20 protein-coding genes are annotated in these 25596 nt (G+C 62.1%); 10 read left to right on the forward strand and 10 right to left on the reverse strand.

Annotated elements, in window-relative coordinates; translation table 11 throughout:
- Nucleotides 1-88: 88 nt before the first annotated feature.
- On the forward strand, nucleotides 89-1384 hold the full coding sequence (gene gbcA / locus J3P86_RS24530) for a glycine-betaine demethylase subunit GbcA (protein WP_305498304.1): 1296 nt from the start codon (nucleotides 89-91) through the stop codon (nucleotides 1382-1384).
- Nucleotides 1385-1490: 106 nt separating this feature from the next.
- Here the strand turns inward: gbcA and J3P86_RS24535 are convergent, their stop codons facing one another.
- From J3P86_RS24535 to J3P86_RS24575, 9 genes are all read right to left on the reverse strand, one after another.
- Nucleotides 1491-2735: a metallophosphoesterase gene (locus J3P86_RS24535; RefSeq protein WP_434699032.1), complete on the reverse strand. Its 1245-nt coding sequence runs from the start codon at nucleotides 2733-2735 to the stop codon at nucleotides 1491-1493.
- Nucleotides 2736-2762: 27 nt separating this feature from the next.
- Complete coding sequence (locus tag J3P86_RS24540; protein ID WP_434699033.1) at nucleotides 2763-4631, reverse strand: hypothetical protein; 1869 nt, start codon at nucleotides 4629-4631, stop codon at nucleotides 2763-2765.
- Between the two features lie 154 nt (nucleotides 4632-4785).
- Complete coding sequence (locus J3P86_RS24545) at nucleotides 4786-8238, reverse strand: GMC oxidoreductase (protein ID WP_434699034.1); 3453 nt, start codon at nucleotides 8236-8238, stop codon at nucleotides 4786-4788.
- A gap of 1137 nt (nucleotides 8239-9375) precedes the next feature.
- Nucleotides 9376-10146: an electron transfer flavoprotein subunit beta gene (locus J3P86_RS24550; protein ID WP_434627552.1), complete on the reverse strand. Its 771-nt coding sequence runs from the start codon at nucleotides 10144-10146 to the stop codon at nucleotides 9376-9378.
- Nucleotides 10147-10161: 15 nt separating this feature from the next.
- Nucleotides 10162-11382, reverse strand: coding sequence for an electron transfer flavoprotein subunit alpha/FixB family protein (locus tag J3P86_RS24555; protein ID WP_434699035.1), 1221 nt, complete (start codon nucleotides 11380-11382; stop codon nucleotides 10162-10164).
- Nucleotides 11382-13331: a dimethylglycine demethylation protein DgcB gene (gene dgcB, locus J3P86_RS24560; RefSeq protein ID WP_434699036.1), complete on the reverse strand. Its 1950-nt coding sequence runs from the start codon at nucleotides 13329-13331 to the stop codon at nucleotides 11382-11384. The genes J3P86_RS24555 and dgcB overlap by 1 nt, the downstream gene beginning before the upstream one ends.
- 171 nt (nucleotides 13332-13502) lie before the next feature.
- Entirely contained in the window at nucleotides 13503-15563 is a 2061-nt protein-coding gene (gene dgcA, locus J3P86_RS24565; RefSeq protein WP_434627543.1) for a dimethylglycine demethylation protein DgcA, read from the reverse strand.
- Between the two features lie 15 nt (nucleotides 15564-15578).
- Nucleotides 15579-16109, reverse strand: a complete 531-nt coding sequence (locus J3P86_RS24570) for a DUF5943 domain-containing protein (RefSeq protein ID WP_018612374.1) — start codon at nucleotides 16107-16109, stop codon at nucleotides 15579-15581.
- 79 nt (nucleotides 16110-16188) lie between these two features.
- Nucleotides 16189-17166 (reverse strand): dipeptidase, encoded by a 978-nt coding sequence (locus tag J3P86_RS24575; protein ID WP_030139307.1) that lies wholly within the window; start codon nucleotides 17164-17166, stop codon nucleotides 16189-16191.
- A 232-nt stretch (nucleotides 17167-17398) separates the two neighbouring features.
- Here J3P86_RS24575 and J3P86_RS24580 point away from each other — a divergent pair, with 232 nt between their 5' ends.
- From J3P86_RS24580 to J3P86_RS24590, 3 genes are all read left to right on the forward strand, one after another.
- Nucleotides 17399-17800 carry a lysozyme inhibitor LprI family protein gene (locus J3P86_RS24580; protein WP_434655090.1) on the forward strand — a complete coding sequence of 134 codons (402 nt, stop codon included), beginning with the start codon at nucleotides 17399-17401 and terminating at the stop codon, nucleotides 17798-17800.
- 112 nt (nucleotides 17801-17912) lie between these two features.
- On the forward strand, nucleotides 17913-18236 hold the full coding sequence (locus J3P86_RS24585) for a helix-turn-helix domain-containing protein (RefSeq protein ID WP_305498291.1): 324 nt from the start codon (nucleotides 17913-17915) through the stop codon (nucleotides 18234-18236).
- A gap of 69 nt (nucleotides 18237-18305) precedes the next feature.
- Entirely contained in the window at nucleotides 18306-18722 is a 417-nt protein-coding gene (locus J3P86_RS24590; RefSeq protein ID WP_434700682.1) for a DUF3010 family protein, read from the forward strand.
- Between the two features lie 181 nt (nucleotides 18723-18903).
- Here J3P86_RS24590 and J3P86_RS24595 read toward each other — a convergent pair whose 3' ends face one another.
- On the reverse strand, nucleotides 18904-19863 hold the full coding sequence (locus J3P86_RS24595) for a GlxA family transcriptional regulator (RefSeq protein WP_434627534.1): 960 nt from the start codon (nucleotides 19861-19863) through the stop codon (nucleotides 18904-18906).
- 193 nt (nucleotides 19864-20056) lie between these two features.
- Here J3P86_RS24595 and J3P86_RS24600 point away from each other — a divergent pair, with 193 nt between their 5' ends.
- The 6 genes from J3P86_RS24600 to J3P86_RS24625 all read left to right on the forward strand — a co-directional run bounded on the left by J3P86_RS24600 (nucleotide 20057) and on the right by J3P86_RS24625 (nucleotide 25521).
- The gene (locus J3P86_RS24600) at nucleotides 20057-21001 is read left to right on the forward strand and encodes a choline ABC transporter substrate-binding protein (RefSeq protein WP_434699037.1); all 945 of its coding nucleotides are present in this window, start codon (nucleotides 20057-20059) and stop codon (nucleotides 20999-21001) included.
- A gap of 71 nt (nucleotides 21002-21072) precedes the next feature.
- Nucleotides 21073-21960 (forward strand): 3-keto-5-aminohexanoate cleavage protein, encoded by an 888-nt coding sequence (locus J3P86_RS24605; protein WP_434699038.1) that lies wholly within the window; start codon nucleotides 21073-21075, stop codon nucleotides 21958-21960.
- A 143-nt stretch (nucleotides 21961-22103) separates the two neighbouring features.
- Complete coding sequence (locus J3P86_RS24610) at nucleotides 22104-23069, forward strand: L-carnitine dehydrogenase (RefSeq protein WP_434699039.1); 966 nt, start codon at nucleotides 22104-22106, stop codon at nucleotides 23067-23069.
- Nucleotides 23070-23215: 146 nt separating this feature from the next.
- Entirely contained in the window at nucleotides 23216-23692 is a 477-nt protein-coding gene (locus tag J3P86_RS24615) for a thioesterase family protein (protein ID WP_434699040.1), read from the forward strand.
- A gap of 20 nt (nucleotides 23693-23712) precedes the next feature.
- Entirely contained in the window at nucleotides 23713-24876 is a 1164-nt protein-coding gene (locus tag J3P86_RS24620) for a gamma-butyrobetaine dioxygenase (protein WP_434699041.1), read from the forward strand.
- A gap of 381 nt (nucleotides 24877-25257) precedes the next feature.
- Nucleotides 25258-25521 carry a hypothetical protein gene (locus J3P86_RS24625; protein ID WP_434699042.1) on the forward strand — a complete coding sequence of 88 codons (264 nt, stop codon included), beginning with the start codon at nucleotides 25258-25260 and terminating at the stop codon, nucleotides 25519-25521.
- Nucleotides 25522-25596 lie beyond the last annotated feature (75 nt).

Genomic DNA, 25596 nt, shown 5'->3' on the forward strand with positions numbered 1-25596 from the left:
CCCAACGGATAAACAATATTTCTGCCTTGCGTAGCACCCTTGATTAGCCACTTTCGCCGGCCACAGAGATGGCCATGAGGATAAAACGATGGACGTCACCACTACCCTGAGCCTGGGCGATCCGCTGGAACCCGCACGCAAGGCCACCGCGCAAATGCTGCAAGAGCGCGAGCGGACCTTTTCGCTGCCGCAGCCGTTCTACTCCGATGAGCGCCTGTTTGATATCGACATGCAGGAAATCTTTCAGAAAGAATGGTTGATCGCCGGCATGACCTGCGAAATCCCGGCCAAGGGCAACTACCTGACGCTGCAGGTCGGCAAGAACCCGATCATCGTGATTCGCGGCGCCGAAGGCGTGGTGCATGCGTTCCATAACGTCTGCCGCCACCGTGGCTCGCGGTTGTGCACCAGCGACAAGGGCAAGGTCGCCAAGCTGGTCTGCCATTACCACCAATGGACCTACGAACTGGACGGTCGCCTGCTGTTCGCCGGCACCGAGATGGGCGCCGACTTCGACATGAAGCAGTACGGCCTCAAGCCGGTGAACGTGAAGACCGCCGGCGGCTACATCTTCATCAGCCTGGCCGAGAACCCGCCGGCCATCGATGATTTCCTGTCGACCCTGAACCACTACATGGAACCCTACGACATGGAAAACACCAAGGTGGCGGTGCAAACCACCTTGATGGAAAAGGCCAACTGGAAACTGGTGCTGGAAAACAACCGCGAGTGCTACCACTGCAACGCCTCGCACCCCGAACTGCTCAAGACCCTGCTGGAATGGGACGACGTCACCGATCCGCGAGCCGACCAGGCGTTCAAGGACCACGTGGCCGCTTCCGCCGCCGCCTGGGATGCCGAGAAGATCCCTTACGCCCACGCCAGCTTCGGCCTGCGCAACCGCATCGTGCGCATGCCGCTGCTCAAGGGCACCGTGTCGATGACGATGGACGGCAAGCAGGGCTGCGCCAAACTGATGGGCCGCATCAAGAACCCGGACCTGGGCTCGATGCGCATCCTTCATCTGCCGCACTCATGGAACCACTGCATGGGCGACCACATCATCGTCTTCACGGTGTGGCCGATCAGCGCCCAGGAAACCATGGTCACCACCAAATGGCTGGTGCACAAGGACGCGGTCGAAGGCGTGGACTATGACGTAGAGCGCATGCGCCAGGTCTGGGACGCCACCAACGACCAGGACCGTCGCCTGGCCGAAGAAAACCAGCGCGGCATCAACTCCACCGCCTACCAGCCGGGCCCGTACTCGAAAACCTACGAATTCGGCGTGGTTAACTTCGTCGACTGGTACAGCGAGCGCATGCTGAACAACCTCGGGGCCGAGCCGGCGCCGTACCTCAAGGGTGTTCCGGTCCAGGGCTAAAATCCAAATCTTCGCGAGCAGGCTCGCTCCCACAAGGTTCTTTGGCGCACCGAAGATCAAATGTGGGAGCGAGCCTGCTCGCGAAGGCGGCTCTATATTTATCCGATTATCTTGAAGACCAACGCACCGACCCATCCTCCCCATAAAACGTCTCGACAATCTCCTCCCCCGCCAGCCGCACCTTCACATACCCGTTCAACACCCGCTCCGGATACGCCTCGTCCCCCGCCAATTGTGTTTCCGACCACAACACCCGAGGATGCCCGTTCAACTCGCTGGTGGTGCCGTAGGGAATCGCTCCGTGCCCGACGCAACGCGCCTGCAGCCCGCCTTGCGGCGCGTAGCAGATGCCGTTGTGCAGATGGCCCCAATACCAGTAATCCGGCTCACGCCCCAAGGCGTCGCACACCGGTTGGTAGAGCGCGGTCTTGTGGTGTCCGGAAATATCAAAACCCTGGTGATGACTGAGCACCATCAGTTTCTTGCCCTTGGGCAGGCTTTTCATCCACTCGATCTGCTGGGTGTTGAGGGTGCCGTCCATGTACAGGTTCATCGCGTCCGAGGCGTAGGCGCTGTCCAGGCCAACCACCAGCCAGTCATCGTTGTACAGGGCGAAATAGCTGGTGCCCTGCTGCACCGGAAAGCGCTTGGCCAACTCCCGGAAATAACCGTGGGCGCCGCTGTACATTTCATGATTGGAATTGAGCGTGAACGAGCCGTGCCTGCCCTGGGGCCAGCCGGCCATGTCGACGTCTTCCTGGGAATGGGTGCCGGCGTAATACACGTCGCCCAAGTGGATGGTGAAATCGGCCTGGGCCAGTTGCATCTGGTTGGCGACGGCCACGGCGGGTGCGTGACTGTCGAACGGGCCGGTGCCCCAGTCGCCGGCAATGGCCAGCACCACGTCATTATCCATTTTCACCAGCGCCGGGGTGGTCGCGAACGGTGCGTGGTGACGCAGGTTCTCGATCCACTTGAGCAGCGCCTCGCTCCACAACAGGTCCAGCAGCTCCCATTTTCGGCAACCGAGCAAGGTGCCATCCTTGAGCACTCGGGTTGGCAGTTCCTCTTCCTTTTGCGGCAAAGGCGTGGCGTTGCCGATTTTCAGAATCGACAGGCCGTGGGCCAGTTCCCACGGCACGGCCGGTTCATCGTCGGGCAAATCACCATGATCAATGACATGCCGGGCTTGAGCGTGGCCACGCTCGAGCAGCTTGACGATGGCCTGGAACTCCTCGGGCTCCAGGTCGTTGACGAGTTTTTTCCAGGACATTTCCAGCCGCGTGACCAACCCGTGCAGACGGACCTTGACCTTGTCGAACTCATGTTCCCAATGGTGCAGTAATGACATGTGAACGCTCCTTCGTTTTGCCCCGGTCTACAGGGTCTTCATGAATTCGATCAAAGCCCGCTTTTCGACATCCGACAGCTGCGTGCCGTACAGGTGGCCGCCGTTGTGGTTGCCTTCGAGCCGAGTGTCGTACTTGAAATCAGCCGACGCCTTCATCTGCGCGCCACTGGTGATGAAACCAACCTTCTGCGGGTCGTAGATGTCGGAGCCGGTGTAGAACGCCTGCGGGCGCTGCTCGGGTGTTTGCAGCAAATCCCACAAGGTCGGCACCGAACCGTTATGCAGGTACGGCGCGCGCAGCCAGATGCCGTCGGTGGGCGTGTTGCTGTAGCTCTGGGTCTTGCGGTAGGCGCCAAAGTCGAACGGCGGTTTCTTGAAACCATGGAACGCCGCCACCAGCCCGGTGGTGAAGGAATTCAGCCGATGGGGATCGGTGCCCAACTGGTCGATGTTGGTGGTGACCTGGCCGGTGTCGCTGCGGCCGAAGTCGTGGCAACCGGCACAGTTCTGCTCCCAGATCGGTTTGCCCTGGGCGACTTTCGCCTGATCCAGGGCGAACGGCCAGGCCGGTGGCTTGTGGCCCAGCAACCAGTTGGTCACCCGGTTGAAGCTCGGCGGCAGCACCGATTCCGGCGTCGCGCCCACGGCCATGGCGGCGGCGTAGTTGCGTTCGTGGATCTTGTTGTTATTGCCGTCCCAGTGCAGGTACATGGACTCGCGGGGTTTCTGGTTCCACACCTGCGGCAAGTCCACGGTGCCGATGGTCGAGTCATCCGGGAAGCCGAAGACCACCATCTTGGTCGGGTTGAACGTGTCGGTCCGCCCCGGTCCCTGGGCCGGACGCAGCTTCTGCCAGGCGTACGCCTGTTTCTGCTTGAGCAGCGCACTCTTGGCCATCGGAATGATCAGGTAGCGGTTATAGAGCTTTTCGAAGAAGCCCAGCTGGAACTTGCCGTTGATCGCCGCCATCACCGCGTCCGGGGTGAATTTCGGATCGCTGGCACACTCGTAGGCGAACCACTGGAAGGCTTGCAATTGCAGGGTATTGGCCGGCGCGGCGGCGACCGGCACCGCTACGTCAGTGGCATTGGCCCGGTAGGAACCGGTGTGGCACAGCGCGCAGTTGGGCTCCACCGTGGGGTAACCGAGCTGCCGCTTGGCCATGCCGATGGGCAGGTCGTTGCCGTTTTCATAGAGGAAGCCGAACACCTCATAACCGCCTGGCTTGGGCAGTTTTTCCGGGCACATCTGTGGCAGCACGGCGAACAAGTAGTAGGGAATCCGCGCCTCGATACCCAGGCCGATGGCGGCGTATTTGTAATGGTCTTCGTCGGAGGCGAAGTCCGGCTGCGGCACCTCGCGGATCATCTGATACCAGGTCTGGTAGCCGATGAAGCCAAGCACCAGCAGCACAATCAGCGCGCCTACCTTGAAGCCATGGCTTTGCCAGCGATGTGCCCAGCCTTGAAGCCATTCGCGCCAGCCGGCCCGGAGCAAGGCCAGCGGACGATTGGCCGCCGGGCTGCCTAAATACAACAGCACGCCCAGGATCAGGAACATGCTCAGGTCGCCCATCAACATCGGCACGAACAGTTGGCCCTGGTTGTTGGTGTTGATCAGGTAGATCCAGAACACCACCGCCACCAGACGCGACAGCACGCATAACCAAGAATGCACCACGAAACGCGGCGCGTTGAACCCCGAGGGCATGTAGAACAGGCTGATCCCCACCAGCAACATGCCGGCGTTTTCCAGCCAGGGATCGGACAGCACCGGCGGCAGGCCAAGCATGGAGGTCAGCAACGCCGGCGCGAACAACGCCGGGATCGCGAAGACCATGTTCATGACAATTCCGATCCAGATGATGCGTTGGAACCAGCGGATACAAGTGTTCATGGCATCCTTTTCCTTATTCCTGACTCACCACAAAACCCATGTGGCGAGGGAGCTTGCTCCCGCTGGGCCGCGTAGCGGCCCCCAAGACTTCAAAAGCGACGACTGCTTCGCAGCCGAGCGGGAGCAAGCTCCCTCGCCACGGGATAGTCATACTTCAGCCAAGCGCCGTCTTCTCCAGGTGCCCGAGGATGATCGGATACACATCCACCACCGCGTCCTTGCCGAACATGCAGTCGATGTGGCCGTAGCCGGGGACCTCATGACGGCTGAACAACTGCGGGCCGTGCATCTCGCATAACCGTTCGTAGGTCTTGAGGGTGCTCTGCGGCAAGTAGCACTGGTTGTCGGCGCCGCTGATGAAGCAGATCGGCAACTTCAACCGATCGAAATGCGGCATGTAGACGTCGTTGCCCTTGAAGTCCACCAGGTGCCCCTTGCGCACGATCAGCGCCAGATGCTCGAAGGTCTGGATGTTCGACTCGCCGAACAATTCATGCAGGTTGTCGTGCAGGGTTTCATTGAGGGTGTCGTGGCGGTACAGCGACGCATACATGAACGTGATGCGGTGGCAGACCGGATTGGTGCAGTAGCCCTGGGCCTCGATCCGGGCGTAGCCGTTGAGGGCCTTGTCGTAGAGTTTGTTGAACCAGCTTTCCTTGGTGTCGGCATAGGCCGTCATGGACTTGATGCCGATGGCATCGAGCATCCCCGGCAAATGCAAACCGGCCTTCAATCCGGTGGCGGTGGCGACCACCGTGTCGGCGGCGATCTGCGAGCAGACCACCGAGCGCACGCCCTGCAAGCCCGCCAGCATCGACATGAAGAACGTCGTCGCGCCGTAGCAATGCACTACGCATTGCACGTCACGAGCCGAGGTCGCCTGCTGGATCTGCCCGATAGCGGCCTTGAAGTCGTATTGGGCCACCTGATCGCCGTTCCATTCGTTTTTGCTGGCCGGCAGCAGGATACTCACCCGCAAATCCAGCAGCCAGACGTCGTACTCGTGCTTGCACAGGTACTCCAGCAGGTTGGTGTGGATGGTGTCGGTGGAAAAGATATTCGAGCCCACGCCCAGGCCATGGACCAGCATCACCGGGCCCTTGCTGCCTGCCTGGTAGCGCGTCAGGCGCAGCTCGACGTGGTCTTCGGTCTGGAAGAAATGCACCACCGGGGCCGGTGCATCCAGCGGCCGTTTCAAGCGCGACGGCGCGTCCGGATTGAAGTAGACATCGCCGGCGAACACCCCGCCGTAGCTCTCCCACAGGATGCCGGCGAAAAACTTGCCGAATCGCGCAAGCGCCTCCACCCGCTCACGCTCGTTGCGAGCGTTGAGCACTTTCATGGTGGTCATCTGCTTGGCGAAATCCGCCGGCAGGATGTGCATCATCCCCGCGCCGAGCACCGCGCCGCTCTTGTCCGGCCCGCGATAGAGCGTGACGTAGAGGGTGCTGGTGTCGTGCCAGATGTTCAGCACGCCGTTGTCCTCCGGCACAGTCTTGAACGCACTGAAGAAATAGTCGCTGCCGTCTTCGGCGGTCAGTTTCATGTCGTAGTTCATGTGCCGCACGCCGACCTGATCCTGATACTGCTCGAACAGGTTGAACACGCCGTTGCTGGCGACCAACGGCTTCGCCGACAGCAGGGGGGCGTCGAGGGTACCCACCAGGGTCGCAGCGTGCTCCGGCTCCTTGATCAAACGATCAAGGTCGGCAGCAGTGATGGTCAGCGTGAATTCGATGGGCGAGTTGTCAGCCTTGCCGCGCTTGGCAGCTTCCTCGTAAAGCGGCAGGTCGGTGCCCTGGGGTTGGGTGAAGGCGCTGGAGAAATAGCCCTTCATGGTTTCGGTGAACTGCACGCCGAGGGTCGGCGCCGCCACCGGTTTGCGCGGGGCCGACGGCAGCGTGTAGTCGATCAGCCAACCGCGATCGGCGGCCAGCAGGCCCATGTTGCGTTCACTCACCGCTGAAATGGTCAGCAGCGGATTGACCGCCAGGGACGTCGGGATCACCGAGCCGTCCGTCACGTACAGGCCTGGGTAGACGTCGGTGCCGCTGGCGCCACTGAACACCTGCCCCTTGTGATTGACCACGCCCTGGGCGGCGTCCTCGCCCATCACGCAACCGCCCAGGGGATGGACCGAGACAATGCTGTGCTTGAGCAGCTTGGTCCAGATCGGGTTTTCGACCCAGATCCCGCCCAAGGCCTTGGTGCTCTGGTGCAGACGCTCGTTGCCGAGGGTGACGTTTTCCTGCTCGCCGACACCGGACCAGTCGATGCGCAGCTGGTCCTTGTTATCGAGGACCATGCGGCCCTTGCCGTTGTCATGACTCATGATCAGGTAGGTCTGCATGTTATGCAGCGCGCCGTAGTACGGTCCGCGCAGGAAGCTTTCGGCTTCGCGCCCCTTGTACCTTAGGGCGGCACCGAAGCCGGTGTCGGTGGGCACGCCGATCATCTCGGCGAACGCCGCCATGCTCGGCACCATGGCCCGGCCGAGGGCGCCGGGGATCGAGCCTTCTTCGATAACCATGCGGCTGCGCCAGTCGCCTTCGGTGCGCATGTCGATCACCGAGGTGATACACGGCCCCACCGGCTCCAGCTCCTTGGCCGAATGAGCGCCAAAACCGATGCCGTTGATGACCTGGTCGCAGTTGTGGCCGAAGCCGAGGATGTCACCGTTGCCACTCATGTTCTCGCCCAACTGGGCAGACATCGGCAGGCCCTTGTCTCGCGAGCGCAACATGATCTCGGTGGAGCCCAGGGTGCCGGCGGACACCACCACGATATCGGCGCGCACGAACAGCGTTGGCGCCGAGAACATTTCGCGACCACCGTCCAGGTACTGGAAATGCACGATCCAGCCGTCACCATCGCGCTCCAGGTGCCGCACCTCAGCCTGGCAGAAAATCTCCGTGCCATGGTTCCAGGCGTCCGGCAGATAATTCATCAGCGTGGTGTTCTTGGCCTTGTTGTTACAGCCCGAGACGCAGTCGCCACAGCCATTGCACGGCAACTGCTCGACGCCGACGTGGTTGAGGTTGTTCGGCAACTTGTCGAAAGTCACGTTGATCGGCGGCTTGTAGAAATGCGCGCCCTGCTTGAGGTAATCAGCGGACTTCTTATGGGCGTCGAGCTTGGGCAGGTTCGGCGAGGACGCCGGATACGGGTTGGGCTTGAGCATTTCCCGAGCCCGCGCGTAGCCGTCCTGGAGCAATGTGTCGCGGTGCTCGCGCATCGCCAGCGGCCAGCGCGGGTCCTCGAACACGCCGGGCTCTGCTTCCAGGGCGACGTTGGCGTTGATCAGTGACGTGCCGCCCAGGCCACACCCGACCACCACGTTCTGCTGGGCGTTGACGTGCAGGTCGAACAGCCCGGTGCGCGAACCGATGTGGCCGTCGGGGTCGTGCACCTGCAACTCCTCGGTGGCAGCGAGCAACGTATTGGGGTATTCGCCCGGCTGGATTTCCCGGCCACGTTCCAGCAGGCAGACCTTGCGCCCGGCCCGGGACAGGCGCGACGCAGCAATGCCGCCGCCGTAGCCGGAACCGATGACGATCACGTCGTAGTGTTCCTTGATTTCACTGATGGGGGTCGATATCCGTGTCATGTTCAAGTCCTCTCAGGCAGAAGGGGCAACTCTGCGGTTGCCTGTAGTTTCAAGGCGCACGAACGCCTGGCCGCTATCCCGTATGGGTTGGAGCGGCAGTCAACGGTGTTGATGGGAGGGAACCTCAGGCGCTATAGGCGTGCACGCTGATTGGCGGCACGCCGACCGTTGCGCCGGGGTAACGAGGTCATAGGGGTGGGCATGCAGGTCGGGGCTGAAGCGGGATACAAATTGGGGGGCTTGCTATCCATCATGCGTTCTCCCTGAACCGGCATGGATAAAGTCGCGCTGTCCTTGTGCCATGAGTGAAGACAGGCGACACCCATACGTCAAGGCGGTTCCTTAGAACTGTATGAAATTTGATCTATCGCATTCCGCGCTAAGCCCGCCGTGACCTGTAGCGTTCGACGAACAAGTTATCCACATGACAACCCACAGCTAATGGGGACAAGTGTCGAGGTGATCTGAATTTTGTAAGGGCTAATGTGAATAAAATCCGTGACTTATTCGCAAACAGTCGTTTCATGGCTGATTGACCAGTTTTTGATCAATATGCCGTAAGCCCCACACAGCGTGGCCTGGAGGACAGAGCGAACATGTTATCCACAGAAGCGCCAACAGCGTTTGGGGGTAATTTGACGATTTTGTGGAAAACAGGCTGAGCAGCCACCAACCCGGTGTTATTGCGGTGGTTTTTCTACTTGAAGTCCATGATTGATCATTAATCGATCAACTCGCTGGAAGCCCCGTACGGCATAGGTTGCAGCGTTGAGCGAACATCTTATCCACAGAAGCGCCAACAGAGATTGGGGGCAAGTCTGGCTTGGAATGCTGCGTTGCTCGCAGACAAAAGCTAATAAAAACCGCAAGTTACGCTGGTTGTTTTTTGAGCACCAGCCCGCAGAGCCTGATTTTCGTGGGGTGCAGCGATGGGCGAACAGGTTATCCACAGCCGGACACACAGGGTTTGTGGGTAACCTTCCCACAACACCGGGCTAGGCAGGAGATAGCGGGGCTCCACCAATCCCCTGTGGGAGCGAGCCTGCTCGCGAATGCGGTGGAACTGCCATGCAACGGTGACTGACGAAATGCATTCGCGAGCAGGCTCGCTCCCACAGGGTTTCGGTGGTTCTGGATCTAGCGAACTACCCCTTCCTCCACCAGCAGCTTCAAAATCGCCTCGGCCCCCGCCTCCGGAGTGACACCCTTGAGCACCTGCCCACCTCCGCCGCTGGCCTTGGCCGTGGCGGCTTTCATGCGGTCGGCGCCGCTCTTGGCCTTGATGACCTTCAGGCGCTTGGGCCGTGGCTTGGCCGGTTGCAGGGTTGCCACCGCCAGCAGGCTGTCGTCGACCACTTCGACTTCTTCCGCCTGCAACGCTCCACGCCGCGCCGGGCCATAGGCGCTCTGCCGTGGTTTGGGCGCGGCGTTATCCACAGTGGCCAGAAACGGCAGGCGCACCTTGAGCCGACGGCGCTGGCCGCGGGGCAAGGCTTGCAGCACCAGGGCCACGCCGTTGTCGATGGATTCGACCTGGGCCAATCCCACCACCAACGGCCAACCGAGGTTTTCCGCCAACAGAAACGGCAGCATGCCCGAGCCTTCACCGGTTTCCGCCTGGCTGCCGGTGAGCACCACTTGGGCGCCAGCGTCTCGCAGATATTCGGTCAACGCCGGCAACGCATCGGCGCCCTCTGGATTATCCAACACGTGAAGCTCATCCAGGCCCATGCCCAGGTAGGCGCGCAGTGCCGGTTCGGCCACGTCGCCGGCATGCAGCACTTGCAGTTCATTGCCGGCCAGTTGCAGGCCCAGCTCCACGGCGCGGGCGTCCTGTTCGGCGCGCCGGGGCCGACCAGAGGTCGGGTGGGCGCCGATGGAGACGAGGCTGATCACTTGGGTACTCATGAACGTTTCCTTAGCTTAAGCCGCATCACGCCTGGCTTCGTTGCGGTAAGCCTCTACCGCCGCGATCAGGGCCTGGAGAATCGCCGCGCTGTCGCCGATCACCGACAAGTCCGCGCGCTTGATCATGTCGCAGCCCGGATCAAGGTTGATCGCCACCACCTTGTCGCAGGCACCGATGCCTTGCAGGTGCTGGATCGCCCCGGAAATCCCCACGGCCACGTAGACCCGTGCGGTGACCCAGGTGCCGCTGGCGCCAACCTGGCGATCGCGAGCCATGTAACCGTCGTCCACCGCCACCCGCGAAGCACCTTCGGTTGCGCCCAAGGCCGCCGCTGTCCTGTGGAAAAGCTCCCAGTCCTTGACGCCGTTGCCGCCGGAGAAAATGAACTCGGCCTCGGCCATCGGGATCGCGCCCGGATCCACCGCCACCGCACCAAGATCCTCGATCCGCGACAAGCTGCGCGCCACGCTTGTGGATAACTCCACCGGCAAGACCTCGTGGCGGGTCTCGCTAACCGGCTCGGCGCATTCAGCCGCTGCCAGGATCAGTCGCGCCAACGGCCGAGCCAGGTCTTGCAGACCCGCACCGGCACGGCCGATGCACTCTTCGCCCTTGACCTGCCAGACACGAGTGGCCGGGCGTTCGCCCAAAGCCGCGGCGAAGCGCCGACCCAGTTCACCGCCACCGCTGCGGCTGTCAGGCAACAGCCAATGGCGTGGGCTGAACTGGTTATCCACAGCCCGCAGGCCTTGGACCCGTTGTTCCGGTGCATAACCGCTGAATTCCTCGCCCTCAAGCACCAGCAAGCGGTCCACGCCCGCCGTGGCGAAGGCATTCTCTTTATGCTCGCCGAAGACCACCGCCAGGACCGCGCCGTCCGCGCCCGCCAATTGATGGGCAAGGCCCAACAGGTCGCGGTCGTGACTGCTGAGACGGCCACCGACCATGTCCGGGACCACACTGATGTAAAACGCCGGTTGCGGCACCTGATGCAGCGGTAGCTGCACTTCGGTGGCCGCGGTGCGCTTGGTCGCGCCGCCCTGCTGGGCGCCGCTGCGGTCGATGCGCTTGATGCCGTTGGGGCCGATGAAGCCGACCCCATGGACGTTCTTGCGAATGACGCCGTTAGGGCCCATCCAGCTGTGCTGCACCGGTTGCATGGCCGCGTGCAGCGGGTGCAGCCGGTTACGGGCGATCCACTCGGCGCGAGGGTCGCGGCGGATGATGTCGGTCATCAATGCACCTCCGCAGGTTCACGTTTGGCCGGAGCCACGGGCTTGCTCGGGGTCGTATCCTCGAGCAGCGCATCGGCCACCAGTTCGGCAATGTCCTTGATCATTGGTCGTGGTTCGACCACGCCTTCCAGCATCGCGGTGCACTGTGGACAACCCACGGCCACCAGTTCGGCGCCGGTTTCGCGGATGTCTTCCATGCGCATGTCAGGAATACGCTGCTTGCCCGGAATGTCGGTGATCGGCGCACCGCCACCGCCGCCGCAGCAACGGGAACGGAAACCGGAGCGCTGCATCTCCTTGACCTCGATGCCCAGCGCACGCAGCACCTGGCGCGGTGCCTCGTATTCGCCGTTGTAGCGGCCCAGGTAGCAGGGGTCGTGATAAGTCACGCTGTCGCCCTTGTGCTGGCCGAGGTTCAGCGCGCCGGCGTCGATGATTTCCGCCATATAGGTGCTGTGGTGCTGCACCAGGTAGTTGCCATCGAAGGCGCCGTACTCGTTTTTCAGCACGTGGAAGCTGTGGGGGTCGCAGGTGACGATGCGGTTGAAGCGGTATTTGGCCAGGGTCTGGATGTTGCGCTTGGCCAACAGCTGGAACGTCGCTTCATCACCGAGGCGCCGGGCCACGTCGCCGCTGTCGCGTTCTTCGAGGCCGAGCACGGCGAAGTCGATCTTCGCCGCCTTGAGGACTTTGACGAAGGCGCGCAAGGTGCGCTGGTTGCGCATGTCGAAGGCACCGTCGCCGACCCAGAACAGCACGTCGGTGGATTTCTTCTCGCTGAGCAGATTAAGGTTCAAGTCCGCCGCCCAGTTCATCCGCCCGCCCGGGGCGAAGCCGCCAGGGTTGTCGGTGGCGATGAGGTTTTCCAGCACCTCGGCGCCCTTGTTCGGCGTGGCGCCTTTTTCCAGGGTCAGGTGCCGGCGCATGTCGACGATGGCGTCGACGTGCTCGATCATCATCGGGCACTCCTCGACACACGCCCGGCAAGTGGTGCAGGACCACAGGGTCTCGGCGTCCACCAGACCGTTGACGATCGGCTGGTGTGGATTACCGCCGTGCTCGCCAACGGGTTTGCCTGGGTAAGGACTGCCGGCGAACTTCGCATCGGTGCCGCCGGCCAGGCCGACGACCATGTCCTGGATGAGCTTTTTCGGGTTCAGCGGCTGGCCGGCGGCGAACGCCGGGCAGGCCGCTTCGCACTTGCCGCACTGTACGCAGGCGTCGAAGCCGAGCAACTGGTTCCAGGTGAAATCCTTGGGTTTCTCCACACCCAGCGGTGCGGCTGGGTCGTTCAGGTCCAGCGGCTTGAGGCCGGTGGAACGGCCGCCACCAAAACGTTCTGCACGGCGGTGCCAGGCCAGGTGCAGGGCACCGGCGAAGGCGTGCTTCATCGGCCCGCCCCAGGTCATGCCGAAGAACATCTCCGAGACGCCCCAGAGCACGCCCAGCCCCAACAGCGCCACCAGCAACCAGCCACCGAAGTCCGCCGGCAGAATCCCGGCCACCGGCAAGGTCACCAGGAAGAAGCTGATGGAAAACGCGAACAGGCTTTTCGGCAGGCGCATCCAGGGGCCCTTCGACAGCCGCGAAGGTGGATTGCGACGACGCAGGGCCATGAAGATCGCACCGCTGAACATCAGCAATGTGGCGAACAGCAAGGCATAGCCGAGGATACGGCTCTGCAGGCCGAAACCGTGCACCAGGATCGCCAGCACCGCCGCCAGGACAAACCCGCCCGCCGTGGCGACGTGGGTATTGGCGATGTATTTGTCCCGCGCCACCACGTGGTGCAAGTCCACCATGTAGCGCTTGGGCATGGCGAAGATGCCACCGATCAGGTCGACTTTCGACGGTCGGCCCCGGCGCCACATGTTCACCCGCCGCAAGGCACCGAGGACCGCGAGGCCCAGGGCTGCGAACAGCAGGATTGGAAGAAGGGTGTTCAACATAGGTGTTGCTCCCAAAGACCTCAGGGTCTTGCAGGCCAAACTGCGTGGATGCCTTGCCCGATTCCTGTGGGAGCGAGCCTGCTCGCGAAAGCGCTGGATCAGTCAATCCAACAGTGACTGACAAAATGCATTCGCGAGCAGGCTCGCTCCCACAGGGTTATCCACAAGCCGTTAGAAATCCTTGCACAGCCGCAGGGCGTCGTAGATGGCCGCGTGGGTATTACGCTGGGCCACGCAGTCGCCGATGCGGAACAGCAGGTAGCCATCGCCACTCTGCTCAAGGCACGGTTGCGGCTTGATCGCGAACAGTGCTTCGACGTCGATCTGGCCCTTGTTGCGCGAACCCTCCTTCAGCGCGTAGTAGATTTCTTCGTCCGGCCGCACGCCGTTCTCCACCACCACCTGGTCCACCACGCGCTCTTCCTTGGCGCCGGTATATTCGTTCTCCAGCACCGCTACCAGCTTGTCGCCTTCGCGGTAGACCTTCTCCAGCATCATGTCCCCGGTCATGATCACTTCCTTGGGGTACATGCTGCGGTAATAGGTCGGGAACGACGTCCCGCCAATGGCCACGCCTGGCTTGATATCGTCGGTGACGATCTCGACCTGGCTGCCCTTGTCGGCGAGGAAGTCGGCCACCGACATGCCGGTGAACTCGCAGATGGTGTCGTAGACCAGCACGTTCTTGCCCGGTGCAACCTTGCCGTCGAGTACGTCCCAGCTGCTGACCACCAACCCTTCGGCGGCGCCCCAGTGCTCGTTCTGCTCGACGTTCGGGTGGCCACCGACGGCCAGCACCACCACGTCCGGACGCAAGTCCATGATGGTTGGCGCATCCGCCGCCACGCCCAGGCGCAGGTCGACTTTCAACCGCGCCAGCTCCAGCTGGAACCAGCGGGTGATACCGGCGATCTGGTCCCGTTGCGGGGCTTTCGAGGCGGTGGTGATCTGTCCGCCGATGAACTCTTTCTTCTCGAACAGCGTCACGTCGTGCCCACGCTCGGCGGCCACGCGCGCCGCTTCCATCCCGGCCGGGCCGGCACCGACCACCACGACTTTGCGTTTCGGCCCAGTGGATTTCTCGATGATGTGCGGCACGCCCATGTATTCACGGGAGGTCGCGGCGTTCTGGATACACAGCACGTCCAGGCCCTGGTACTGGCGGTCGATGCAGTAGTTGGCGCCGACGCACTGCTTGATCTGGTCGATCTGGCCCATCTTGATCTTGGCGATCAGGTGCGGGTCGGCGATGTGGGCGCGGGTCATGCCGACCATATCGACGTAGCCGCCCTCGAGGATCCGCGTGGCCTGGTTCGGGTCCTTGATGTTCTGCGCATGCAGCACCGGAACCTTGACCACCTCCTTGATACCGGCGGCCAGGTGCAGGAACGGCTCCGGTGGATAACTCATGTTCGGGATGACGTTGGCCAAGGTGTTGTGGGTGTCGCAACCCGAGCCCACCACACCGATGAAATCGAGCATGCCGGTGTCGTCGTAGTACTTGGCGATCTGCTTCATGTCCTCGTGGGACAAGCCGTCCGGGTGGAATTCGTCGCCGCACAGGCGCATGCCCACGCAGAAATCGTCACCCACTTCGGCGCGCACGGCCTTCAACACTTCCAGGCCGAACTTCATGCGCCCCTCAAAAGTGCCGCCCCACTCGTCGGTCCGCTTGTTGACCCGCGGGCTCCAGAACTGGTCGATCATGTGCTGGTGCACGGCGGACAGCTCGACGCCGTCCAGGCCACCGGCCTTGGCCCGGCGCGCGGCCTGGGCGTAGTTGCCGATCACCCGCCAGATTTCTTCCGGCTCGATGGTCTTGCAGGTCGCACGATGCACCGGCTCACGCACGCCGGACGGCGACATCAGGGTCGGCCAGTTGAAACCGTCCCAGCGCGAGCGACGACCCATATGGGTAATCTGGATCATGATCTTGGCGCCATGCTTGTGCATGGCGTCGGCCAGGTTCTGGAAGTGCGGGATGATGCGGTCGGTGGACAGGTTCACCGAACTCCACCATTCCTGCGGGCTGTCGATGGCAACCACGGACGAGCCGCCGCAGATTGCCAGGCCGATGCCGCCCTTGGCCTTCTCTTCGTAATATTTCACATAGCGGTCGGTGGTCATGCCGCCGTCGGTGGCGTAGACCTCGGCGTGCGCGGTGCTGAGCACGCGGTTGCGGATGGTCAGCTTGCCGATCTGGATCGGCTGGAACATTGCTTCAAAAGCCATGGCGCGATCCTCGACTTACAACGGCTTGACGATGAACAGGCCGTCGTCGTGGCCTTCTTCGGAACCGCCGTAGACCTGCTCGGCCACGGTGCGGATCTGGCTGCCGCGAGCGGCGAGAATCTGATCCATGGCGCCGGCGAACCAGCCGGTGAACATATAGTCGACCTTGCGCCCGACCTTGCCGTACACGTAGACGAACGCTGAATGCTCGAGCTTGACGCTAGCGGTGCCTTTATCCAGGTCGATGTCCTGGATCTTGAACAGGCCCCAGCCACGCTGGGACAAGCGCTTCATGTAATGCTCGAACACCGCGACGCCTTCCAGGCCGTGACATTCGGCTTCTTTTTCGCACCAGTGCCAGGCGGATTTGTAGCCGGCCTTGTAGAGGATTTCGGCGTAGGCATCGGCGCCCAGCACTTCCTCGATACCCATGTGGTTGTTGACGAAGAAGTGCCGCGGCACGTATAGCATCGGCAGGGCGTCGGAGGTCCAGACACCGGTTTCGCTGTCGACTTCGATTGGCAGTTGCGGGGCGATCTTGGCCATGAAAACGTGACTCCGGAAATTCGTGATGTGCCTGCGGCGCGAGTGGCCGCAGGTAAAGGATTCGGTGACGCGGCGGGGTTTATTCGCCCCAGACGTCCTTGAGAACGTTCACCCAGTTCTCGCCCATGATCTTGCGCACCACCCGCTCCGGGTGACCGCGCTTGAGCAGCGTCTCGGTGAGGTTCGGGAACTCGCCCACGGTGCGGATGCCCAGGGGGTTGATGATCTTGCCAAAGCTGGTCAGACGACGGGCATAGCCCTTGTCGTGGGTCAGCATCTCGAAGAAATCCTGGCCATGGCCCTGGGTGAAGTCAGTGCCGATGCCGATGGCGTCTTCGCCGACGATGTTCATGGTGTATTCAATGGCTTCGGCGTAGTCGTCGATGGTCGAATCGATGCCCTTGGCCAGGAACGGCGCGAACATGGTCACGCCGACGAAACCGCCGTGGTCGGCGATGAACTTCAGTTCCTCGTCAGACTTGTTGCGTGGGTGCTCTTTCAGACCGGACGGCAGGCAGTGGGAGTAGCAGACCGGCTTCTTCGATTCGAGAATGACTTCTTCGGAAGTCTTGGAACCAACGTGGGACAGGTCGCACATGATGCCGACGCGGTTCATCTCGGCGACGATTTCACGACCGAAGCCCGACAGGCCGCCGTCGCGCTCGTAGCAGCCGGTGCCCACCAGGTTCTGGGTGTTGTAGCACATCTGCACCACGCCGACGCCCAGCTGCTTGAAGATCTCGACATAGCCGAGCTGGTCCTCGAAGGCATGGGCGTTCTGGAAGCCGAAGATGATGCCGGTCTTGCCCTGCTCCTTGGCACGACGGATGTCGGCGGTGGTCTTCACCGGGATCACCAGGTCGCTGTTTTCGCGGATCAGTTTCTGGCTGGCGACGATGTTGTTGATGGTGGCCTGGAAACCTTCCCACACCGACACGGTGCAGTTGGCTGCGGTCAGGCCGCCCTTGCGCATGTCTTCGAACAGGTCACGGTTCCACTTGGCAATGATCAGCCCGTCGATAACGATGCTGTCGGCGTGCAATTCGGCTGGGCTCATCAGGCAGTCCCCTTGTTGGCGATTCATGCGCCGAATCGTGTGCCGGCGCTTTGGGGCCAGCATATGCCTGAGGGCCGTCGCGACCGGGTGCAAAAACGACAGGGGAATTGCCGAAAGCGTCAATCCGCGACAATGGGCTGCGACAGGCCCACCCTGCCCATCTGTTCTTTACCCGGCGCTTGCGCCAGAATCCGCTGCACCACTGGATTCAACCGGACTCGAGCGACAACCGATGAAATCGATTTTCTTCGCCCTGGCACTGATCAGCACCGTCGCCCACGCGACCGAAGACACCGAACCCAACCCCTGCGACGAAGTTGAAAACGACGTCCAGACCCTGGCCTGTTCGGCCTACGGCAAAGCCGCCGCCGAACAACTGCTCAACGAAAACCTGCAAAGCCTCAACGAACGCCTGCAAACCCGCTACGCCAGCGACAAGGCCCAGCTCAACGACATCACCGCCAAGATCAAGGCCGCCCAGCAACTGTGGCAAAAGCAGCGCGAAGCCGACTGCGCGATCGCCGCCTTCCCGGCCAAACCTGGCAGCGACGCCTACAAAATCGCCGAAAACGACTGCATGGCCCAGGTGAGCGATGACCGGTCGGAGTTTTTGGAGTCGATTGGACAGGAATAAATTGGGCGCAACATCCCGACACCATCCGGCCGTTGGTCCTGGAAGAGATATAAGTCAGGATTCGCAAATCTTATAAAAGACTTATACCTCGACATGAGCCTGGTGAAACGCGATGAACGTACCTACTGACATTCAGATCATCAACGACGCAGACGGAAATCCGGCCTTTGTGGTCATTCCGTATGCGCAATACGTTGCGCAGAAATTGGAACCCGATCTGATTCCTCATGAAGTCGTTAGCCGTATCGTCGACGGCGCCACGCCCATACGCGCCTGGCGCGAGCATTTGAACCTGACCCAAGACGAAGTTGCCAAGCGTCTCGGTATTTCCCAACCGGCGTTTGCCCAGCAAGAATCTGTGGCCAAACCTCGCCGAGCTACACGAGAAAAAATTGCCTCTGCCTTTGGCATCCATGCTGATCAACTGGAGCTATAGATTCGCAAGGCGTTGAGCCTCAAGGTGGGTAAACTGGCGCTCCAGACCACCCGAACCCAAGGCCCGAGCATGATCATCTGCGGCATCGAAATCAAAGGCAGCGAAGCGATCATCGCCGTTGCTTCGCTGGACCAGCAGGCGTTGAGCCACGTCGCGCTCAGTACCAAGAAAATCGCCCTTGACGACGATGACGAAGCCGCCAACGTCAAGGCCTTTGCCGCGCAGGTTCGGGCGTTCGTGACGGACAACGGCATCGAACGCATCGCCATCAAGAAGCGCAGCAAGAAAGGCGAATTCGCCGGTGGGCCGACCACCTTCAAGATCGAGGGCATTTTCCAGTTGCTGGAAGGTTGCGAGGTGATGCTGCTGTCGCCGCAGACCATCAACGCGCAGAGCAAGAAACACGACTTCGTCCTGCCGGCGACGCTGAACAAGTATCAGCATGAGGCGTACAAGGCAGCCTGCTCGGCACTGATGAAGAAATAGACCTTCCCAGCCGAACACAGCCCCCCGTGGCGAGGGAGCTTGCTCCCGCTGGGCTGCGCAGCGGCCCCGAAACCCGGCACCCTGGTGTGTCAGTTTGATTGAGTCGATGACATTGGGACTGCTTCAGCCCAGCGGGAGCAAGCTCCCTCGCCACGGTGTATTTCCAGACTATGAAAACCTGTCAAACCACCTCCCGCTCATCCCCCTGCCGTCGCCGATCCTCCCGTGGACACCGGGCAAACCGTGCCCGATAGCTGCGGGTGAAGTACGACGGCGACTCGAACCCGCAGGCGATGCTCACCTCCAGCACGCTCATGTCGGTCTGACGCAGCAGTTGCCGGGCCTTTTCCAGGCGCAGGCGCAGGTAGAAGTTGCTCGGGGTGTCGTTCAGGTGCAGCCGGAACAAGCGCTCCAGCTGACGCCGCGTCACGTTGATCGACTCGGCCAGGGCCAGGGTGCTCAAGGGCGGTTCGCTATGGGTCTCCATCTCGCCGATGACCTGCACCAGCTTCTTGTTGCGGATGCCATAGCGCGTGGCGATTTCCATGCGCTGGTGATCCTTGCGCGGACGAATGCGACCGAGCACGAATTGCTCGCTGACCTGGATCGCCAGCTCCGGGCCGTGGGCCTGGCCGATCAGGTCGAGCATCAGGTCGATGGAGGCGGTGCCGCCGGCGCAAGTGATGCGACGGCGGTCAATCTCGAACAGTTCCTGGGTCACGCCGAGCTGTGGATAAGATTCCTTGAACGCCTCGATCGCCTCCCAGTGCAGCGTCACCCGGTGGCCATCCAGTAGCCCCGCCTCGGCCAGGACCACGCTGCCGGTGTCGATACCGCCAAGGATGACACCTTCATTGTCCAGTCGATGCAACCAGCGCTCCAACGCCGGGCTGGCAAATTTCAACGGTTCGAAACCCGCCACGACCCACAGCGTCGCACCCTTCTTCAGCGGCTCCAGCGCGGCGTCGGCGTTGACCGACATGCCGTTGCTCGCCAGCACCGCACCGCCATCGGCGCTCAGTACATGCCAGCGGTACAGCTCGCCGCGAAAACGGTTGGCGACCCGCAAGGGCTCGATGGCCGAGATGAAACCGATGGCCGAGAAACCCGGCATCAACAAGAAATAAAAATCCTGGGACATGGAGCGCACTCGGTTGACGGGCAGCGTGCGGACCTTGATACGCCACTTGCAAGCGTCCTTCAAGCGCACAGGTCGCTGCAGTGCAAGAGCAGGTCGCCGCTGTGCGTTTTGCGCGGGGCCCGGCTGCGTACTTTGGCATCACCGGCGCGCAGATGCCGGAACCCATAACAACAAGCTGCCGAGGAACCTGACAATGAAACACCTGATCAGCTACTGCGTTCTTGCAATCAGCGCCACGTCTCTCCTGAACCAGACAGCCCTCGCAGCCGAACCCGCTGCCTGCCAGAACGTGCGCCTGGGCGTGGTCAACTGGACCGACGTCATTGCCACCAGCGCCTTGACCCAAGTGATGCTCGATGGCCTCGGTTACAAGACCAAGCAGACCAGCGCCTCCCAGCAGATCATTTTCGCCGGCATCCGCGACCAGCGCCTGGACCTGTTCCTGGGCTACTGGAACCCGCTGATGACCCAGACCATCACCCCGTTCGTCGAGGCGAAGCAGGTCAAGGTGCTGGAGCAGCCGAGCCTGAAGGACGCCCGCGCCACCCTGGCCGTACCCACTTACCTGGCCGACAAGGGCCTGAAGACCTTCGCTGATATCGCCAAATTCGAAAAAGAGCTGGCCGGCAAGATCTACGGCATCGAGCCCGGTTCCGGTGCCAACACTCAGATCAAAGCGATGATCGCCAAGAACCAGTTTGGCCTGGGCAAGTTCCAGCTGGTCGAGTCCAGCGAGGCCGGCATGCTCGCGGCGGTAGACCGCGCCGTGCGGCGCAAGGAAGCCGTGGTGTTCTTCGGCTGGGCGCCGCACCCGATGAACGTCAACGTGCAGATGACCTATCTCACCGGCAGCGAAGACGCCCTCGGCCCGAATGAAGGCATGGCCAGCGTCTGGACCGTCACCGCGCCGGACTACGCCGAGCAATGCCCGAACGTCAGCCGCCTGCTGAGCAACCTGACCTTCAGCGCCGAAGACGAGAGCCGGATGATGCAGCCGCTGCTCGACCACAAGGACCCACTGGAGTCCGCCCGGCAATGGCTGAAGGACCACCCGCAAGACAAGCAGCGCTGGCTCGAAGGCGTGACCACTTTCGACGGCAAGCCGGCCATCGACAACCTGAAACTGACCAGCAACTGATCAACCGTTATCCCTCTGCGCAGCTCCAAAGGGCTGCGCGGTGACTCACCACGCCTGAAGGAATCTGCACCATGAACCACGACGTCATCATCACCTGCGCACTCACCGGTGCTGGCGACACGACCGCCAGGAGCCCGCACGTGCCGGTCACCCCGAAACAGATCGCCGCTGCGGCCGTCGAAGCGGCCAAGGCCGGCGCCACCGTGGTCCACTGCCATGTGCGCGACCCACAGACCGGCAAATTCAGCCGCGACGTGGCGCTGTACCGCGAAGTGATGGAGCGCATCCGCGAGGCCGACGTCGACATCATCGTCAATCTCACCGCCGGCATGGGCGGCGACCTGGAAATCGGTAGCGGCGAAAAACCCATGGAGTTCGGCCCCAACACCGATCTGGTGGGCCCACTGACCCGCCTGGCCCACGTCGAGGAGCTGTTGCCGGAAATCTGCACGCTGGATTGCGGCACCCTTAACTTCGGCGACGGCGACACCATTTACGTCTCCACCCCGGCGCAACTGCGGGCCGGCGCCAAGCGCATCACCGAGCTGGGGGTCAAGGCCGAGCTGGAGATCTTCGACACCGGGCACCTGTGGTTCGCCAAGCAGATGATCAAGGAAGGCCTGTTGGACAACCCCTTGTTCCAGCTCTGCCTGGGTATCCCGTGGGGCGCGCCGGCGGATACCACCACCATGAAGGCCATGGTCGACAACCTGCCCGCCGACGCGGTGTGGGCCGGCTTCGGTATCGGCCGCATGCAAATGCCGATGGCGGCACAGGCCGTTTTGCTGGGCGGCAACGTGCGGGTCGGGCTGGAAGACAACCTCTGGCTGGACAAAGGCGTACTCGCCACCAATGGACAACTGGTGGAGCGTGCCGGCGAAATCCTCAGCCGCCTCGGCGCGCGCGTGCTTACGCCGGCTGAGGGCCGCAAGAAAATGGGCCTGACCCAGCGCGGCTAACCAAATCTCCACCGTCTTCCCTGTGGGAGCGAGCTTGCTCGCGATAGCGATAGTCCGACCGTCAAAGATGCGTCAGATGCACCGCCGCCATCGCGAGCAAGCTCGCTCCCACAGGTGACCCTCACTCTTTTCAGGAAACCACCATGAGCTTCATCACCAACATCAGAACCTTCGCCGCCCTGGGCAGCGGCGTCATCGGCAGCGGTTGGATCAGCCGCGCCCTGGCCCACGGCCTGGACGTGGTCGCCTGGGACCCGGCGCCGGGTGCCGAAGCGGCCTTGCGCAAACGCGTCGCCAACGCCTGGGGCGCCTTGGAAAAACACGGCCTGGCCCCCGGCGCATCGCAGGATCGCTTGCGCTTTGTTGCGACCGTCGAGGAATGCGTACGCGAGGCCGATTTCATTCAGGAAAGCGCTCCCGAGCGGCTGGAGCTCAAGCTTGAGCTGCACGCCCAGATCAGCGCCGCCGCCAAGCCGGATGCGCTGATCGGCTCGAGCACCTCGGGGCTTTTGCCGAGCGAGTTCTATGCAAACTCCACTCATCCGGAGCGCTGCGTGGTCGGGCATCCATTCAACCCGGTCTACCTGCTGCCCCTGGTGGAAGTGGTCGGTGGCAAGCACACCGCGCCTGAAGCCGTACAAGCGGCGATGGAGGTCTACGAATCCCTTGGCATGCGCCCGCTGCACGTGCGCAAGGAAGTCCCCGGTTTCATCGCCGATCGCCTGCTCGAAGCGCTGTGGCGCGAGGCCCTGCACCTGGTCAACGACGGCGTGGCGACCACCGGCGAAATCGACGATGCCATTCGTTTTGGCGCCGGCCTGCGCTGGTCGTTCATGGGCACTTTCCTGACCTACACCCTGGCCGGCGGCGATGCCGGGATGCGCCATTTCATGGCCCAGTTCGGCCCGGCGCTGCAATTGCCGTGGACCTACCTGCCGGCGCCGGAGCTGACCGAGAAACTGATCGACGATGTGGTGGAAGGGACGAGCGAGCAACTGGGGCGCCACAGCATTTCGGCGCTGGAGCGCTATCGTGATGATTGCCTGATGGCGGTGCTGGAGGCGGTGAAGGCCACCAAGGAAAAGCATGGAATGGCCTTCGCCGAGTAACCCTTGGTTTTTTGGGCCAGCAGGTCTGGCCCCATCGCGAGCAAGCTCGCTCCCACATTGGCTCTGTGTCGTTTACAAAACCTGTGGGAGCGAGCTTGCTCGCGATGGCGTCCTCCCAATCGCCACAACAATCGGAACCCACCCTCATGCCCGCTCTTACCACCTACCAAACCCCCATCCTCCCGGAATGGGTCGACTACAACGGTCACTTGCGCGATGCCTTCTACCTGCTGATCTTCAGCTACGCGACCGACGCGCTGATGGACCAACTCGGCCTGGACAGCCAGAACCGCGAAGCCAGCGGCCATTCGCTATTCACCCTTGAACTGCACCTGAACTACCTCCACGAAGTGAAGCTCGGGGCCGAGGTAGAGGTGCACACACAACTCATCGGCCACGACACCAAACGCCTGCACCTCTACCACAGCCTGCACCTGGTGGGCGGAGACAAAGAGCTGGCCGGCAATGAGCAGATGCTGCTGCACGTCGACCTGGCCGGCCCGCGCTCAGCGCCTTTCACCGAGCAGACCCTGGGCCGACTCAAAGCCCTGATCGACGAACAATCCGACCTGCCGGCTCCGACCTGCATTGGCCGCGTCATCGCCTTGCCGCCCGCCCGATAAGTCTCGAACAGGAGACCGCCATGAACATCGCCGCCGCTATTGCCGACTTCCGACGCTACCCTCTTGTCCAGGCATTGAGCGCTGTAACACCCTTGGGCGACCGGGTCCACGTCACGTGGGCCGACGGCCGGATCAGCCCGTTTCACCATCAATGGCTGCGGGACAACTGCCCCTGCGCGCAGTGTGTCTACAGCGTCACCCGCGAGCAGGTCCTGGAGATCGTCGACGTCCCGGAAGACCTGACGCCCGGCGCAATCGACATCGACGGCGCGGGCTGCCTACACGTGGTTTGGCAGGACGGCCATCAGAGCCTTTTCGACCCGGGTTGGTTGCGCGCCCATGCCTATGACGATCAATCCAGGGCCGAGCGACTGGCGGGCAGACCACAACGCCAACTATGGCAGCACGATCTGTCACTGCCAGTGTTCGAATACCAGGCCCTGATGGAGGACGCCGACACCTTGCTGAAATGGCTACTGGCAGTACGCGACATCGGCCTGACCCAGGTACGGGGCGTCCCCACCGAACCCGGCTCGCTGAAACTGATTGCCCAGCGCATTTCCTTTATCCGCGAAAGCAATTTCGGCGTGCTGTTCAACGTGCAGTCCAAGGCCGATGCCGACAGCAACGCCTATACCGCCTTCAATCTGCCGCTGCACAGCGACCTGCCAACACGGGAACTGCAGCCGGGTTTGCAGTTCCTGCATTGCCTGGTGAACGACGCCGACGGTGGCGAGAGCATCTTCGTCGACGGTTTCGCCATCGCCCAGGCGCTGCGCCGGGAAGACGCCGAAGCCTTCGACGCGCTGTGCCAGATCCCGGTGGAGTTTCGCAACAAGGATCGCCACAGCGACTACCGCTGCCTGGCGCCGATCATCGCCCTGGATACGCTGGGGCAGGTCTCGGAGATCCGCATGGCGAATTTCTTGCGCGGACCGTTCGATACGTCGGTGGAGCAGATGCCCAGGCTCTATCAAGCCTATCGCCGCTTCATTGCCCTGACCCGCGAGCCTCGGTTTCGCCTGGTACAGAGGCTTGAACCCGGCCAGCTCTGGTGCTTCGACAACCGTCGCACCCTCCACGCGCGCAATGCGTTCGACCCAGCCTCCGGGGCGCGACACTTCCAGGGGTGTTATGTCGATCGGGATGAATTGCTGTCGCGGATTCTGGTGTTGCAGCGTTAGACCGCGTCATCGTTCTTCGCGAGCAGGCTCGCTCCCACAGGGTTCTGTGTCGATCACAAAATCTAATGTGGGAGCGAGCCTGCTCGCGAAAGCACCCGATCAGACAACTCATTTCCCCCTGATTCACACAGACAAAAAAATCCCCGATCAAGCCGTGACAGGATCGGGGCAGGAGCGTTACTGGAGGAGCCGTTGCGCGAGGGTGACCAAACCATCGTGATTCAGCTTGGGGCCAGTGTGCCCACTCCCGAGGCGGGCGAGTTAGCCGAAAACGACCCGTTCATAGTCATTCAGGCCAGATCGACGATTTGCCCTTGCCGCCGCTTCGGACGGCTACCAGAATCCAGTCACGACCCCAATCCCTGAACAAGGAAAAGCGTCATGATGTACGCCGATTTGATCGACCAGGAAGACCTGCTGGGCCAGCTCAAGGCCCTGGGGCTGCCGATACCCAGCGGTGCGACCGCCGAGCAGGCCTGTGAATGCGCGGTGCGCGGCCTGGACCGGGCGCGCGCCAATGAACTGCGGCGCATGGTCAAGGACATGTACACCAGCAGCGCGACCATCCTGCCGGCGGTGCGTCAGGCGATCGACCAGCAACTGTTGCCAGCGTTGGCGCAATACCAGCAAAACCATAGCGCCTGAAACTGACTATTCGCGAGCAGGCTCGCTCCCACAGGTTCTGTGTGGTTCACAAATCCTGTGGGAGCGAGCCTGCTC

This window comes from Pseudomonas sp. D1-1, from assembly GCF_051132225.1.
Taxonomy (GTDB): domain Bacteria; phylum Pseudomonadota; class Gammaproteobacteria; order Pseudomonadales; family Pseudomonadaceae; genus Aquipseudomonas.